This is a genomic window from Micromonospora sp. NBC_00858 (genome assembly GCF_045207365.1).
Classification (GTDB): Bacteria; Actinomycetota; Actinomycetes; order Mycobacteriales; family Micromonosporaceae; genus Micromonospora.
Window position 1 is genome coordinate 1,531,738 of sequence record NZ_CP108828.1, and the last position, 14,234, is coordinate 1,545,971.

At 71.3% G+C, this 14,234-nt stretch carries 14 protein-coding genes; 11 read left to right on the forward strand and 3 right to left on the reverse strand.

Going from position 1 to position 14,234, the window contains the following annotated elements; translation table 11 throughout:
• Positions 1-6 precede the first annotated feature (6 nt).
• Positions 7-417, reverse strand: coding sequence for a YciI family protein (locus OG990_RS07300; protein WP_406081685.1), 411 nt, complete (start codon positions 415-417; stop codon positions 7-9).
• A 256-nt stretch (positions 418-673) separates the two neighbouring features.
• Here OG990_RS07300 and OG990_RS07305 point away from each other — a divergent pair, with 256 nt between their 5' ends.
• The 11 genes from OG990_RS07305 to OG990_RS07355 all read left to right on the forward strand — a co-directional run bounded on the left by OG990_RS07305 (position 674) and on the right by OG990_RS07355 (position 13,442).
• The gene (locus tag OG990_RS07305) at positions 674-2,197 is read left to right on the forward strand and encodes a sugar ABC transporter ATP-binding protein (RefSeq protein WP_406079488.1); all 1,524 of its coding nucleotides are present in this window, start codon (positions 674-676) and stop codon (positions 2,195-2,197) included.
• Positions 2,194-3,255, forward strand: a complete 1,062-nt coding sequence (locus OG990_RS07310; protein ID WP_406079489.1) for an ABC transporter permease — start codon at positions 2,194-2,196, stop codon at positions 3,253-3,255. Before OG990_RS07305 ends, OG990_RS07310 begins: the two co-directional genes overlap by 4 nt.
• The gene (locus OG990_RS07315; RefSeq protein WP_355610671.1) at positions 3,245-4,300 is read left to right on the forward strand and encodes an ABC transporter permease; all 1,056 of its coding nucleotides are present in this window, start codon (positions 3,245-3,247) and stop codon (positions 4,298-4,300) included. Before OG990_RS07310 ends, OG990_RS07315 begins: the two co-directional genes overlap by 11 nt.
• 36 nt (positions 4,301-4,336) lie before the next feature.
• On the forward strand, positions 4,337-5,422 hold the full coding sequence (gene rhaS, locus OG990_RS07320) for a rhamnose ABC transporter substrate-binding protein (protein WP_355610674.1): 1,086 nt from the start codon (positions 4,337-4,339) through the stop codon (positions 5,420-5,422).
• A gap of 65 nt (positions 5,423-5,487) precedes the next feature.
• The gene (locus OG990_RS07325) at positions 5,488-5,889 is read left to right on the forward strand and encodes an L-rhamnose mutarotase (RefSeq protein WP_406079490.1); all 402 of its coding nucleotides are present in this window, start codon (positions 5,488-5,490) and stop codon (positions 5,887-5,889) included.
• On the forward strand, positions 5,886-7,067 hold the full coding sequence (gene rhaI, locus OG990_RS07330; RefSeq protein ID WP_406079491.1) for an L-rhamnose isomerase: 1,182 nt from the start codon (positions 5,886-5,888) through the stop codon (positions 7,065-7,067). Before OG990_RS07325 ends, rhaI begins: the two co-directional genes overlap by 4 nt.
• Positions 7,068-7,103: 36 nt before the next feature.
• Positions 7,104-9,137: a bifunctional aldolase/short-chain dehydrogenase gene (locus OG990_RS07335; RefSeq protein WP_406081686.1), complete on the forward strand. Its 2,034-nt coding sequence runs from the start codon at positions 7,104-7,106 to the stop codon at positions 9,135-9,137.
• A 30-nt stretch (positions 9,138-9,167) separates the two neighbouring features.
• Positions 9,168-10,607 (forward strand): rhamnulokinase family protein, encoded by a 1,440-nt coding sequence (locus OG990_RS07340; protein ID WP_406079492.1) that lies wholly within the window; start codon positions 9,168-9,170, stop codon positions 10,605-10,607.
• Between the two features lie 2 nt (positions 10,608-10,609).
• Positions 10,610-11,392, forward strand: coding sequence for a (Fe-S)-binding protein (locus tag OG990_RS07345; RefSeq protein ID WP_406079493.1), 783 nt, complete (start codon positions 10,610-10,612; stop codon positions 11,390-11,392).
• Between the two features lie 17 nt (positions 11,393-11,409).
• Positions 11,410-12,843, forward strand: a complete 1,434-nt coding sequence (locus tag OG990_RS07350; protein WP_406081687.1) for a LutB/LldF family L-lactate oxidation iron-sulfur protein — start codon at positions 11,410-11,412, stop codon at positions 12,841-12,843.
• The gene (locus OG990_RS07355) at positions 12,840-13,442 is read left to right on the forward strand and encodes a lactate utilization protein C (protein WP_386982863.1); all 603 of its coding nucleotides are present in this window, start codon (positions 12,840-12,842) and stop codon (positions 13,440-13,442) included. Before OG990_RS07350 ends, OG990_RS07355 begins: the two co-directional genes overlap by 4 nt.
• A gap of 23 nt (positions 13,443-13,465) precedes the next feature.
• On the opposite strand, the gene trxA is transcribed toward OG990_RS07355, so the two are convergent.
• Complete coding sequence (gene trxA, locus OG990_RS07360) at positions 13,466-13,810, reverse strand: thioredoxin (RefSeq protein ID WP_386982862.1); 345 nt, start codon at positions 13,808-13,810, stop codon at positions 13,466-13,468.
• Positions 13,783-14,172: a MerR family transcriptional regulator gene (locus OG990_RS07365; protein WP_406079494.1), complete on the reverse strand. Its 390-nt coding sequence runs from the start codon at positions 14,170-14,172 to the stop codon at positions 13,783-13,785. The genes trxA and OG990_RS07365 overlap by 28 nt, the downstream gene beginning before the upstream one ends.
• Positions 14,173-14,234: the final 62 nt, after the last annotated feature.

Sequence of the window (14,234 nt, forward strand, 5' to 3'; positions counted from 1 at the left end):
GCCGGGTCAGTCCTCCGACGGCGTTCCGGACATGACCTCCCGGACGTCGATCCACTCGTACAGCGGCGTGCCGCCGGGACCGGGCTCGGAGGACACGTACGCCGCGAGCTCGACCGCGCGCTCGTGGGACTCGACATCGATCATGTACCAGCCCGCAGCCAGGTCGCTGGTCTCGGGGTGCGGGCCGTCGGTGGTGACGGGCGCCGCGCCCGGACCGCCGTAGCGCACCCAGGTGCGTGCCGGCGTGAGCGCCTGCGCGTCGACGTACTCGCCGTTCTTCTCGAGCAGCTCGCTGACGTGCCGGAGGAAGGCCATGTGCGCCTCCACGTCCTCGGGCGCCCACTGGTCCATCGGGGGCACGGGACGGTGCGGCTCCGGGCCGCCGCGGTAGTGCTTGAGGAGCAGGTACTTCGGCATCGTGGTCTCCTGGTGTCGTGGGCCGCGCCCGTCGAGGCCCTTCATCTGGTGAGCGGAGCCGGCCGGCGCTTCTCGACATCATGCCGCTCGTAAAAAGCGAAGAGCCGACGAACAGTCCCGGTCGGCCGCCGCCGTTGCCGGCGGAGGCACGGCGCATCAGCAACAGGGAAGAAATCACGGCGAAACTCTTGACGCTCTCGAAGGCCGGCCCCTACGGTCCATGCACGACTCATGAAACGATTCAGGAGGGGATCGGATGACCGCCGACGCACCAGGCACGGACAGCGCTCCGCTGCTGGTCCTCGACGGCGTGACGAAGTCCTTCGGGGCCGTCGCCGCGCTGCGCGGAGTGCACCTGGCGCTGCACTCCGGCGAGGCCCACGCCCTGGTCGGCGAGAACGGGGCGGGCAAGTCCACCCTGGTCAAGATTCTGGCCGGCGCGCACGCACCGGACTCCGGCGGGATGACCCTGGACGGGCAACCGCTGCGACTGCGCGGTCCCGCCGACGCCCGGGCCGCCGGCATCGCGGTCATCTACCAGGAGCCGACGCTCTTCCCGGACCTGTCCGTGGCGGAGAACATCTTCATGGGCCGGCAACCGCTGCGCGGCCTACGTCGCATCGACACAGCGGCGATGAACCGCGACGCCGAGCGACTGTTTCAGCGGCTGGGGGTCCGGATCGACCCGACCCGCCCCGCGCGTGGGCTCTCCATCGCCGACCAGCAGCTCGTCGAGATCGCCAAGGCGATCTCGTTCGACGCCCGCGTCCTGGTCATGGACGAGCCCACCGCCGCGCTCTCCGGTGTGGAGGTCGAGCGGCTCTTCGCGGTCGCCCGGTCGCTCTGCGAGGGTGGGGCGGCGGTGCTGTTCATCTCGCACCGGTTCAACGAGGTGTTCGACCTGTGCCACCGCATCACCGTGCTGCGCGACGGCGCCTGGGTCTCCAGCGACCACGCCGCCGACCTGAGCGTCGACGAGGTGGTGCGGCGGATGGTCGGCCGGGACGTCTCCTCGCTCTATCCGAAGCAGGACGCTGAGCTGCGGGACACCCTGCTCGAGGTCAGCGGGCTGACCCGCGCCGGTGTCTTCACCGACGTGTCGTTCTCTGTCCGCGGCGGGGAGATCGTCGCACTCGCCGGGCTGGTCGGCGCGGGGCGCAGCGAGGTCGCCCGCGCCGTCTTCGGCGTCGACCGCTACGACACCGGCGAGGTGCTGGTCGCCGGCCGGGCCGTCCCGGCGGGGAACCCGGGCCGGGCGATTGCCGCCGGCATGGCGCTGGTCCCCGAGGACCGACGGCAGCAGGGCCTGGTCATGGAGCTGTCGGTGGAGCGCAATGCCACCCTGGCCCGCCGCCGGGCACTGAGCCGGCTGGGCCTGCTGCTCGGCGGTGCGGAGCGTGCCGAGGCCCGCCAGTGGACGCGGCGGCTACAGGTGAAGGCCTCCCGGCTCGGCGCGCCCGTGGCGACCCTCTCCGGAGGCAACCAGCAGAAGGTCGTGCTCGCCAAGTGGCTGGCCACCGAACCACGGGTCCTGATCATCGACGAACCCACCCGTGGCATCGACGTCGGCACCAAGTCCGAGGTGCACCGGCTGCTCTCGGAGCTGGCCGGCGAGGGCCTGGCGATCCTCATGATCAGCAGCGAACTGCCCGAGGTGCTCGGCATGGCCGACCGGGTCCTGGTCATGCACGAGGGACGACTGGTCCGCGAGCTGCCCCGGGCCGAGGCGGACGAGACCTCCATCATGTTCGCCGCCACCGGTCAAGGAGCGACCGCATGAGCCTCACCGACGCCGGCGCTCCCGAACGGGCCGCCGGGAGCGCCCCGACCGACCCCGGTCGGCAGCGCCGTGGCCTCACCGAGCGGCTGCTCGCCGTACGCGAGCTGAGCCTGCTGATCGCGCTCGGCGTGCTGGTCCTGGTGACCACCCTGCGCAATGATCGGTTCCTGAGCGGCCAGAGCATCAAGGACCTGCTGCTGGGCTGCGCGATCCTGGTGATCCTGGCGGTCGGCCAGACCCTGGTCATCGTCACCCGCAACGTCGACCTCTCGGTCGGCTCGATCCTGGGTCTGGTCGCCTTCGCCACCGGCTCGCTGTTCCTCTCCGCACCCGGTACGCCGTGGCCCGTGGCGCTCGTCGTGGGTGTCGCGCTGGGCGCGATGTGCGGCGCGGTCAACGGCGGCCTGATCGCGGTGGCCCGGGTGCCCGCCCTGGTGATCACGCTCGGCACCCTCTACGCCTTCCGCGGCGTCGACTACTACTGGGCGTCCGGCCGGCAGATCAACGCCGCCGACATGCCCCCGTCGTTCCTGCGGCTGGGCAACCAGACGGTGCTCGGCGTACCGGTGCTGTTCCTCGTCGCGCTGGTCGTCGTCGTAGCCGTCGGCTTCTACCTGCGCTCCTACCGCAGCGGCCGGGAGCTGTACGCGATCGGCTCCGAACCGGCCGCCGCCCGGCTCTCCGGCATCCCGGTGGGTCGACGGGTGTTCGCCGTGTTCGTCGCCAACGGCGCGCTCGCCGGGCTCGCCGGCGTGCTGTACGCGGCCCGGTTCGGCACCCTCGACGCGGCCGCCGGCACCGGCCTGGAACTCCAGGTCGTCGCCGCCGCCGTGGTCGGCGGGGTGGCGATCTTCGGGGGCAGCGGCAGCGCCTACGGCGCGGCGCTCGGCGCCGTGCTGCTGACCACGATCGGCAGCTCGCTCGCCGTCCTGCGCATCGACCCGTTCTGGCAGCAGGCCGTGGTCGGCGCACTCATCCTCGCCGCCATCGGGCTGGACCGGCTCCTGGCCCTGCGGGTGGCGGCCCGGCTCCGAGGGAGAAGCGCGCATGGCGCATGACAGCCTGTACGCCGCACCGCCCACCGCCGAGGCCGAGCCCGGCGCGGGCCGCCTCGCCAGCCTGCGCGGGCTGCTCGGCTCCTGGGACGCGGTGATCGTCGCCGCCGTCGTGGTGGCCGTGCTGGTCGCCAGCCTGACCGTGGAGAACTTCGCCACCGGCCGCAACGCCCAGTTCCTGCTGCTCGACCTGATGCCGCTGGCGCTCATCGCGCTGCCGATGACCCTGATCGTGATCACCGGCGAGATCGACCTCTCGGTGGCCAGCATGGTCGGCCTGTGCAGCACCCTGATGGGGCAGCTCTGGCTCTCCAGTGGACTGTCCCTGGAGCTGATCTGCGTCCTCGTGGTGCTGCTGGGCGCCGTGCTCGGCGCGGTGAACGGCCTCTTCGTCACCGGCTTCGGCCTGCCGTCGCTGGCGGTGACCATCGGCACGCTCGCCCTCTACCGGGGGCTGTCCTTCGTCGTGCTCGGCGACCAGGCGGTCGCGGACTTCCCGGCCGACTGGACCGCCGCCGTGGTGCGCAACATCCCCGGCACGTCGATCCCGGTCGTGGTGGTGCCGCTGCTGGTGCTCGCCGTGATCTTCGGGGTCGTGCTGCACGCCACCGCGGCCGGTCGCGCGCTCTACGCCATGGGCAACAACGACCAGGCCGCCACCTTCACCGGCGTCTCGGTGGCCCGGACGAAGTTCTGGCTCTTCGTGGTCTCCGGTGCGGTGTGCGGGCTGGTCGGCATCCTCTGGACCCTGCGGTACGCCAGCGCCCGTGGCGACAACGCCACCGGCCTGGAGTTGACCGTGGTGACCGCCGTGCTGCTCGGCGGTGTCTCGATCTTCGGCGGTCGGGGCGCGCTGCTCGGTGTGCTGGCCGGCGTGCTGCTCCTCGGCGTCCTGCGCAACGCGCTGCAACTCGCCGACGTCGACGCCAACGCGCTGACGATCGTCACCGGCAGCCTGCTCATCGCATCCGTCGTGCTGCCCAACGCCGTCGCGGACATCCGCGCCCGGCTGCACCGTCGACGACAGCGGCACCCCGTCGCTTCGTGACGTCCCCCGCGTACCAACCACCCCGGAAGGATGACGATGTCCGCGTACCGCAGAGGCCTCCGTGTCGGGGCCACCAGCCTCACCCTCGCCGCACTGCTGCTCAGCGCCGCAGCCTGTGGCGGCACAACCCGGGACAACTCCAACAACGATGCCGGCGCTGGCAACCAGGCGAGCGGCGCCGCCAATCCCGACGCCGCCATCAAGGAAGGGCTGAAGATCGCCTTCCTGCCGAAGGCGCTGAACAACCCCTACTTCACCGTCTCGGACAACGGCGGCAAGGACGCGGTCACCGAGATCAAGGGCGAGTTCAAGGAGGTCGGCCCCTCCGAGGCCAGCGCCTCGTCCCAGGTCAGCTACATCAACACCCTGTCCCAGCAGGGCATGGACGTGATCGTCACCTCGGCCAACGACCCGAACGCGATCTGCGGGGCGCTCAACCAGGCCAAGGCGGCCGGCGCGAAGATCGTCACCTTCGACTCCGACACCAAGCCGGAGTGCCGCCAGATCTTCGTCAACCAGGTGACCGCCGAGGGCATCGCCGAGAACCAGGTCAAGCTCATCTCGCAGCAGATCGGCGGCGAAGGCGAGATCGCCATCCTCTCCGCCACCGCCAACGCGACCAACCAGAACGCCTGGATCGCGCTCATGAAGGAAGAGCTGAAGAAGCCCGAGTACAGCAAGATCAAGCTGGTCACCGTGGCGTACGGCAACGACGACGACCAGAAGTCCTTCCAGGAGACCCAGGGTCTGCTGCAGTCGTACCCCAACCTCAAGGGCATCATCTCCCCGACCACGGTCGGTGTCGCGGCGGCCGGCCGCTACCTCAGCGGGTCGCAGTACAAGGGCAAGGTCAAGCTGACCGGGCTGGGCACCCCGAACCAGATGCGCCAGTACGTCAAGGACGGCACCGTCGACGCGTTCGCCCTGTGGAGCCCGGCCGACCTCGGTTACCTCGCGGCGTACGCCGGAGCGGCACTGGCCTCCGGCCAGATCACCGGCGCCGAGGGCGACAAGTTCAAGGCCGGCAAGCTCGGCGAGTTCACCGTCGGCAAGGACGGTGTGGTCATCCTCGGCCCGCCCACCGTCTTCGACAAGAGCAACATCGACCAGTTCCAGTTCTGACCGCCCTCCCGGTCGGTGCCGGCGCACGCCGCGCCGCACCGACCGGGGGAGCCGACGGGAGAACCATGCCCCGCGTCTGCTTCACCCTCCAGGTCGACCCGGACCGACTGGACGAATACCGCGCCCGCCACTCGCGGGTCTGGCCGGAGATGCTCACCGCCCTGGCCGAGAGCGGCTGGCACGACTACTCGCTCTTCCTCCGCGAGGACGGCCTGCTCGTGGGCTACCTGGTAACCGACGACTTCGCGGCGGCCCAGGCCGCCATGCAGGAAAGCGACGTCAACGCCCGCTGGCAGGCGGAGATGGCGCCGTACTTCGTCGACCTCGACAACGGCGCCCCCGACCGCGCCATGCGGCCGTTGGACGAGGTCTTCAACCTTGAGGCGCAGCTCGCCGCGAAACCTGACACGCGGCTCGCCACCGAGCCTGAGACGCGGCTCGCCGCGGAGACGGGAGAAACACCATGACGCAGCCCGACGCGCAGACCCTCGACCGGGTCAAGCAAGCCCTGCGCGGCCAGCGCATCGAGACCCCGTCCTGGGCGTACGCCAACTCCGGAACCCGGTTCAAGGTGTTCCCGCAGGAGGGCGTGCCGCGCAATCCGTACGAGAAGATCGCCGACGCTGCGGTCGTGCACCAGCTCACCGGCGTCGCGCCGACGGTGGCCCTGCACATCCCGTGGGACCGCGTCGACGACTACGCCGACCTGGCCGCGTACGCGGGGGACCACGGAGTCAGCCTGGGCGCGATCAACGCCAACGTCTTCCAGGACAACGACTACAAGCTGGGCAGTGTCACCAACCCGGATCCGGGTGTGCGCCGCAAGGCGATCGACCATCTGCTCGAGTGCGTGGACATCATGGACCGCACCGGCTCCCGCGACCTGAAGCTCTGGTTCTCCGACGGCACCAACTACCCGGGCCAGGACGACATTCGGGCCCGGCAGGACCGGCTCGCGACGGCGCTGCGCGAGACCTACGACCGGCTCGGCGACAACCAACGGCTGCTGCTGGAGTACAAGCTGTTCGAGCCGGCCTTCTACGCCACCGACGTGCCGGACTGGGGCACCGCGTACGCGCACTGCCTGGAGCTGGGCCCGAAGGCGCAGGTGGTCATCGACACCGGGCACCACGCGCCGGGCACCAACATCGAGTTCATCGTGGCGATCCTGCTGCGCGCCGGGAAGCTCGGCGCCTTCGACTTCAACTCCCGCTTCTACGCCGACGACGACCTGATGGTCGGTTCCGCGGACCCGTTCCAGCTGTTCCGGATCATGCACGAGATCGTCCGCGGCGACGCGCTGGCGCCGGAGGCCGGCATCGCCTTCATGCTCGACCAGTGCCACAACATCGAGCCGAAGATCCCGGCCATCATCCGCTCGGTGCTCAACGTGCAGGAGGCGACGGCCAAGGCGCTGCTCGTCGACCCGGACGCGCTCGCCGCCGCCCAGCGGACCGGCGACGTGCTCGGCGCCAACGCCGCGCTGATGGACGCGTACAACACCGACGTCCGGCCGCTGCTCGCCGAGCTTCGGACGGACCTGGGCCTGGACCCGGACCCGATGGCCGCGTACGCCCGCTCCGGATACTTCGACAGGATCCGCGCCGAACGCGCCGACGGCCAGCAGGCTGGCTGGGGCGCCTGACCACACCGAAGAACGCAGACTGGGGACGTGAGAACGATGCAATCCGAGGTTCAGGCGCTGATCGCGCGCAGCAACCGGCTCGGTGCCGACCCGACGACGACGAACTACGCCGGGGGCAACACCTCCGCGAAGGGCGAGGACACCGATCCGGTTACCGGCGGCCCCGTCGAGCTGCTCTGGGTCAAGGGCTCCGGCGGTGACCTCGGCACCCTCACCCAGGCCGGTCTGGCCGCGCTGCGGCTGGACCGGCTCCGCGCCCTCGTCGACGTCTATCCCGGCATCGAGCGGGAGGACGAGATGGTCGCCGCCTTCGACTACTGCCTGCACGGTCGGGGCGGGGCGGCGCCGTCCATCGACACCGCGATGCACGGACTGGTCGACGCGGCGCACGTCGATCACCTGCACCCCGACGCCGGCATCGCGATCGCCGCGGCCGCCGACGGGCCGGAGCTGACCAAGGAGATCTTCGGCGACCGGGTGTTGTGGGTCCCGTGGCGGCGGCCCGGCTTCCAACTCGGCCTGGACATCGCCGCCGTGGCGCGGGCCAACCCGCAGGCGATCGGCGTGATCCTCGGCGGGCACGGCATCACCGCGTGGGGCACGACCAGCGACGAGTGCGAGCGCAACTCGCTGGAGATCATCCGGTCCGCGCAGGCGTTCCTCGACCAGCGAGGAAAGGCCGAGCCGCTCGGCCCGGTCATCAGCGGCTACGAACCGCCGCCAACCGACGAACGACGGCGGCGGGCCGCGGCGCTGTTCCCGGTGCTGCGTGGCCTCGCGTCCACCGATCGACCGCAGGTGGGTCACTTCACCGACAGTGACGTGGTGCTCGACTTCGTGGCGCGGGAGAGGCACCCCGCGCTCGCTGCCCTCGGCACCTCCTGCCCGGACCACTTCCTGCGCACCAAGGTCCGCCCGATGGTGCTCGACCTGCCACCCGCCGCGCCGCTCGACGACGTGATCGCCCGTCTCAAGGAGCTGCACGCCTCCTACCGCGACGACTACCGCGCCTACTACGAGCGGCACGCCACCCCGGACAGCCCTCCGATGCGCGGCGCCGACCCGGCCGTCGTCCTGGTGCCGGGTGTGGGCATGTTCAGCTTCGGTGCCAACAAGCAGACCGCCCGGGTCGCCGGGGAGTTCTACGTCAACGCCATCAACGTCATGCGTGGCGCCGAGTCGGTGTCGAGGTACGCGCCGATCGACGAGGCCGAGAAGTTCCGGATCGAGTACTGGGCACTGGAGGAGGCGAAGCTCCAGCGCATGCCGAAGCCGAAGGCCCTCGCCACGCGGATCGCGTTCGTCACCGGCGGCGGCTCCGGCATCGGCCGGGCGATCGCCCACCGGCTCGCCGCCGAGGGCGCCTGCGTCGTGGTCGCCGACCGGGACGCGGGGGCGGCCGCCGCCGTCGCCGCGGAGATCGGCAGCACCGACGTGGCCGTCGCCGTCGCCGCCGACGTCAGCGACGGTGACGCCGTGGCCGCCGCCCTGCGCGAGGCGGTGCTGGCCTTCGGCGGGGTGGACCTGGTCGTGAACAATGCCGGGCTGTCGCTGTCCAAGTCGCTGCTGGAGACGACCGAGGCCGACTGGGACGTCCAGCACGACGTGATGGCAAAGGGCTCCTTCCTCGTCTCCCGGGAGGCCACGCGGGTGCTGCTGGCGCAGGGGATGGGCGGAGACCTCGTCTACATCTCCAGCAAGAACTCCCTGTTCGCCGGGCCGAACAACGTGGCCTACGGTGCGGCCAAGGCCGATCAGGCCCACCAGGTCCGGCTGCTCGCCGCCGAACTCGGCGGCCACGGCATCCGGGTCAACGGCGTCAACCCGGACGGGGTGGTCCGCGGCTCCGGCATCTTCGCCGGTGGTTGGGGTGCCAAGCGGGCCGCCGTCTACGGCGTGCCGGAGGAGAAGCTCGGTGAGTTCTACGCCCAGCGCACGCTGCTCAAGCGGGAGGTGCTGCCCGAGCACGTCGCCAACGCGGTCTTCGTGCTCACCGGCGGGGAGCTGTCGCACACGACGGGGATGCACATCCCGGTGGACGCCGGGGTCGCCGCGGCCTTCCTCCGCTGAGTACGGTTCAGCGGAGATGAGGACGATGTGGTGAGTGCGGCCGCGCACCTCGCCGCCGTGGACGTCGGTGCGTCCAGCGGCCGGGTGATGGTCGCGCGCGTCAGCCCCGGGAAGCTGGAGCTGACCGAGGCGCACCGGTTCCGCAACGAGCCGGTGCGGGTGGCGGGCACCCTGCACTGGGACATCCTGGCGCTCTACCGCGGCGTCCTCGACGGCCTGCACGCCGCCGGTCCGGTCGCCAGCATCGGCATCGACACCTGGGCGGTGGACTACGGGCTGCTCGACGCCACCGGTGCGCTGCTCGGCAATCCGGTGCACTACCGCGACGGGCGTACCGACGGCGTCGGCGACCGGGTGGCGAAGCAGTTGGGGCAGGAACGGCTCTACACCACGACCGGGCTGCAGCACCTGCCGTTCAACACCCTCTACCAACTCGTCGCCGCCGCCAACACGCCGCAACTGGACATGGCGCACCGGCTGCTGCTGGTCCCGGACCTCATCGCGTACTGGCTCACCGGCGAGGTTGGCGCCGAGGTCACCAACGCCTCCACCACCCAGCTGTACGACCTGCGTCGCCGCGCCTGGGCGACCGACCTGATGGCCGACGCGGGGATCCGCAGCGAGCTGTTCCCGCCGCTGCGGGAGCCGGGCACGCGGATCGGCCCGGCCCTGCCCGCACTGGGCCTGCCCGGAGACCCCGCCGTGGTGGCGGTGGGATCACACGACACCGCGTCCGCCGTGGTGGGCGTGCCGGCAGCCGGTGAACACTTCGCCTACATCTCCTGCGGCACCTGGTCGCTGGTCGGGGTCGAGCTCGACGCCCCGGTGCTCAGCGAGCCGAGCCGGCGGGCGAACTTCACCAACGAGTCCGGCGTCGACGGCACGATCCGCTACCTGCGCAACGTGATGGGCCTGTGGCCACTACAGGAGTCGCTGCGCACCTGGGGCACCACCGACCTGGCCGCCCTGCTCCGGCAGGCAGCCCGGGAGCCGGCCTTCCGCTCCGTCGTGGATCCGGACGACCCCACGTTCCTGCCGCCCGGCGACATGCCCACCCGCATCGCCGACGCCTGCCGCCGTACCGGCGAGCCGGTGCCGGTGACCCGGGCGGCCACGGTCCGGTGCATCCTCGACAGCCTCGCGCTGGCGCACCGGCGCGCCGTCCGTCAGGCGCAACTGCTCGCCGGTCGCCACGTCGACGCCGTGCACGTCGTCGGCGGCGGGGCTCGCAACGAACTCCTGTGCCAGCTCACCGCCGACGCCTGCGGCCTGCCGGTGCTCGCCGGGCCGGTCGAGGCCACCGCGCTGGGCAACGTACTCGTGCAGGCCCGCGCTCTCGGCATCGTCGGCGGCGACCTGTCGGCGCTGCGGGCCGTGCTGCGCGAGACCCAGCAGATCGTGCGCTACGAGCCACGAGGCGCCGAGACGACGTGGCGGGCGGCAGCCCAGCGTCTCGGATGGGAGGACTGAGGATGCGAATAGCGCTGTTCGTCACCTGCCTGGCCGACACTATGTTCCCCGAGGCGGCCAAGGCGACGGTGCGGCTCCTGGAACGGCTCGGTCACGAGGTCGTCTTTCCGCAGGACCAGACCTGCTGCGGGCAGATGCACATCAACACCGGCTACCCGGACGACGCGCTGCGGCTGGTACGCCGGCACGTGCGGACCTTCGCCCCGTACGACGTGGTGGTCGCCCCCTCCGGCTCGTGCGTCGGTTCGGTGCGGCACCAGCACGCGATGGTGGCCCGCAGGGCCGGCGACGAGCGGTTGGCCAGTCGAGCCGAGGAGGTCGCCAGCCGCACGTACGAGCTGTCGGAGCTGCTCGTCGACGTGCTCGGGGTGACCGACGTCGGCGCCTTCTATCCGCACCGGGTGACGTACCACCCGACCTGCCACTCGCTGCGGATGATCCGGGTGGGAGAAAAGCCGCTGCGGCTGCTGCGTCAGGTCCGCGGCCTGGACCTGGTGGAGCTGCCGCAGGCCGAGGAGTGCTGCGGCTTCGGCGGCACGTTCGCCGTGAAGAACGCGGACACCTCGACGGCGATGCTGGCCGACAAGATGCGCCACGTGCTGGCCACCCGAGCTGACGTCTGCACCGCCGGGGACGCGTCCTGCCTGATGCACATCGGCGGTGGACTGTCCCGCCTCCGGGCCGGAGTGCGGACCGTGCACCTCGCGGAGATCCTGGCCAGCACCGAGCCCACCGGCAACCCAGTCGAGCAGGCGCAGCGGCAGACCGGCGGGGTGCGGGCGTGACCCGAACCTTCCTCGGTATGCCCGCCACCGCGCCGCGCGGCGTCGGACACCTGCGCGGCGAGGAGCCCTTCCCGGTCGCGGCCCGGCGGAGCCTCACCGACGCCCAACTGCGCCGCAACCTCGGCCACGCCACCGCCACCATCCGCGCCAAGTCGGCAGCGGTCATCGACGAGGTCCCCGACTGGCAGGAACTGCGGGAGGCCGGGCGGGCCATCAAGACCGACACGATGGCCCGGCTGCCCGAGCTGCTCCAACAGTTGGAGGCGGCGGTCACCGCCGCCGGCGGCACCGTGCACTGGGCCGCCGACGCCGTCGAGGCCAACCGGATCGTCACCGACCTGGTCAGGGCCACCGGCAGCGACCGGGTCATGAAGGTCAAGTCGATGGCCACCCAGGAGATCGGCCTCAACGAGGCACTGGAGGCGGCCGGCATCGAACCGGTGGAAACCGACCTCGCCGAGCTGATCGTCCAACTCGGGCGGGACAAGCCCAGCCACATCCTGGTACCCGCGATCCACCGCAACCGCGCGGAGATCCGTGAGATCTTCCTGCGCGAGATGCCCGGCGTCGACCCGGCGCTGACCGACGACCCGGCGATCCTGGCGGCCGCGGCCCGCCGTCACCTGCGTCGTACGTTCCTCAGCACCCGCGTCGCGGTCTCCGGGGCGAACTTCGCGGTGGCCGAGACCGGCACCCTCGCGGTGGTCGAGTCCGAGGGCAACGGCCGCATGTGCCTCACCCTGCCGGACACCCTGATCACCGTGATGGGCATCGAGAAGGTCATCCCGACCTGGGCAGACCTTGAGGTGTTCCTGCAACTGCTGCCCCGGGCCTCCACCGGCGAGCGGATGAACCCGTACACCTCCATGTGGACCGGCGTCATGCCGGACGACGGGCCACAGGACTTTCACCTCGTGCTGCTGGACAACGGCCGCAGCGCGGTTCTCGCCGACGAGGTCGGCCGCCAGGCGCTGCACTGCATCCGATGCTCCGCCTGCCTCAACGTCTGTCCCGTCTACGAGCGCACCGGCGGGCACGCGTACGGCTCCGTCTACCCCGGGCCCATCGGTGCGGTGCTGTCACCGCAGCTGACCGGCGTGGAGGACAACGCCTCCCTGCCCTACGCCTCCTCGCTCTGCGGCGCGTGTTTCGACGCCTGCCCGGTGAAGATCGACATACCGTCGATCCTGGTGCACCTCCGCGCCCAGCACGTGGCGGCCTACCGCAGTGAGCACCGCCTGCCGAGCGCCGAGGCGATCACCATGGCCGCCGCCGCGTACACCATGGACCACCCGGCGATGTACGAGGCCGCGCAGCGCGCCTCGCGGGCCGCCCGTCTCGCCGGCCGGCGAGGCCGCGGCCTGCCCCCGCCGCTGTCCGGCTGGACCATCGGCCGCGACCTGCCGCAGCCGCCGCCGCAGACGTTCCGCGAATGGTGGGCGCAGCGATGACCTCCCGTGAGTTGATCCTCGGCCGCCTCCGTGCGGCTCTCGGCGCGACGCCGACCACCTCCGGCGACGTGCCGCGGGGCTACCGGCCAGCCGGCGGTGCCGTGGACCTCGACGTGCTGGTGCACCGGCTCACCGACTACCGGGCCACCGTGCACCGGTGTGCCGACGGCGAGGTGGCGCAGGCCGTCGACACGATCCTTGGTGGCCGACGCGTCGTCGTCCCGCCCGGGCTGCCCCGGCACTGGTTGCCCGACACCGTCGACGTGCTGACCGACGACAACCTCCCGAGGGAACAGGTCGCGGCGGCCGACGGGGTGGTCACCGCGGCGGCGGTCGCCGTCGCCGAGACCGGGACGGTCATCCTCGACGCGGCCCCCGACCAGGGGCGGCGGGTCATCACACTGCTGCCCGACGTGCACATCTGCGTCCTGCGTACCGATCAGGTCGTCGCGGGTGTCCCGGACGCCCTCGCGCGCCTCGACCCGCACCGCCCGCTCACCTGGATCAGCGGGCCGTCCGCCACCAGCGACATCGAACTCAACCGGGTCGAGGGCGTGCACGGCCCCCGGCACCTGCACGTGGTGCTCGTACCCCGCTGAACCGCACCGGCGGTAGGCCCGCGTTACAACTCGGCCTGTGCGGTCAGGGTCTGTCGCAGGTAGCTCTTCGGCCTCGACCCCACGGTCGATCCGACGACCTCGCCCCGGCGAAACACCAGCAGCGTCGGCAGGGACATGACGCCGTAGTTGCGCGTGGCCGTCGGGTTCTCGTCGGAGTTGAGCTTGGCCACGACCATCCGGTCGCCGAACTCCTGGGCCAGCTCGGCAAGGCTCTTCTCGATCGCCTTGCAGGGCGGGCACCACTCCGCCCAGAAGTCGACCACCACCGGCCGGTCGCTGGCCAGCACCAGTTCGGTGAACGTGTCGTCGGTGACGGTGACTAGCGAGCCAATTTCCGTTTGGGGCATGTTTCCTCCCGGTGCGCGATGGCATGGGTGAGCTGGGTGTGTAGCTGTTGGCGTACGGCGCCGAGCCGGTCGATGACGGCGTCGACCTCGACGAGCTTGCGTCGCAGCACCAGCACCGAGTCCGGGCAGACGTCGCCGGACGTGTTGCCGGCCCGAAGACAGGCGACGAACGGACGGACGTCGTCGAGGCCGAAGCCGACAGCGAGCAGCCCTCGGATCTCACGGACGACCCGTAGCTCCGCCTCGTCGTACACCCGGTAGCCGTTGGCGGAGCGCTGTGCCCGTACCAACCCGTGTGCCTCGTAGTAGCGCAGGGTGCGCGTACTCGTGCCGGCACGCTCAGCCAGTTCGCCGATCAGCATCCGACCTCCTCCACCAGCCCGTCGCAAGCACGCTAAACCTTGTCGCCAGCGTCAAGGCAAGG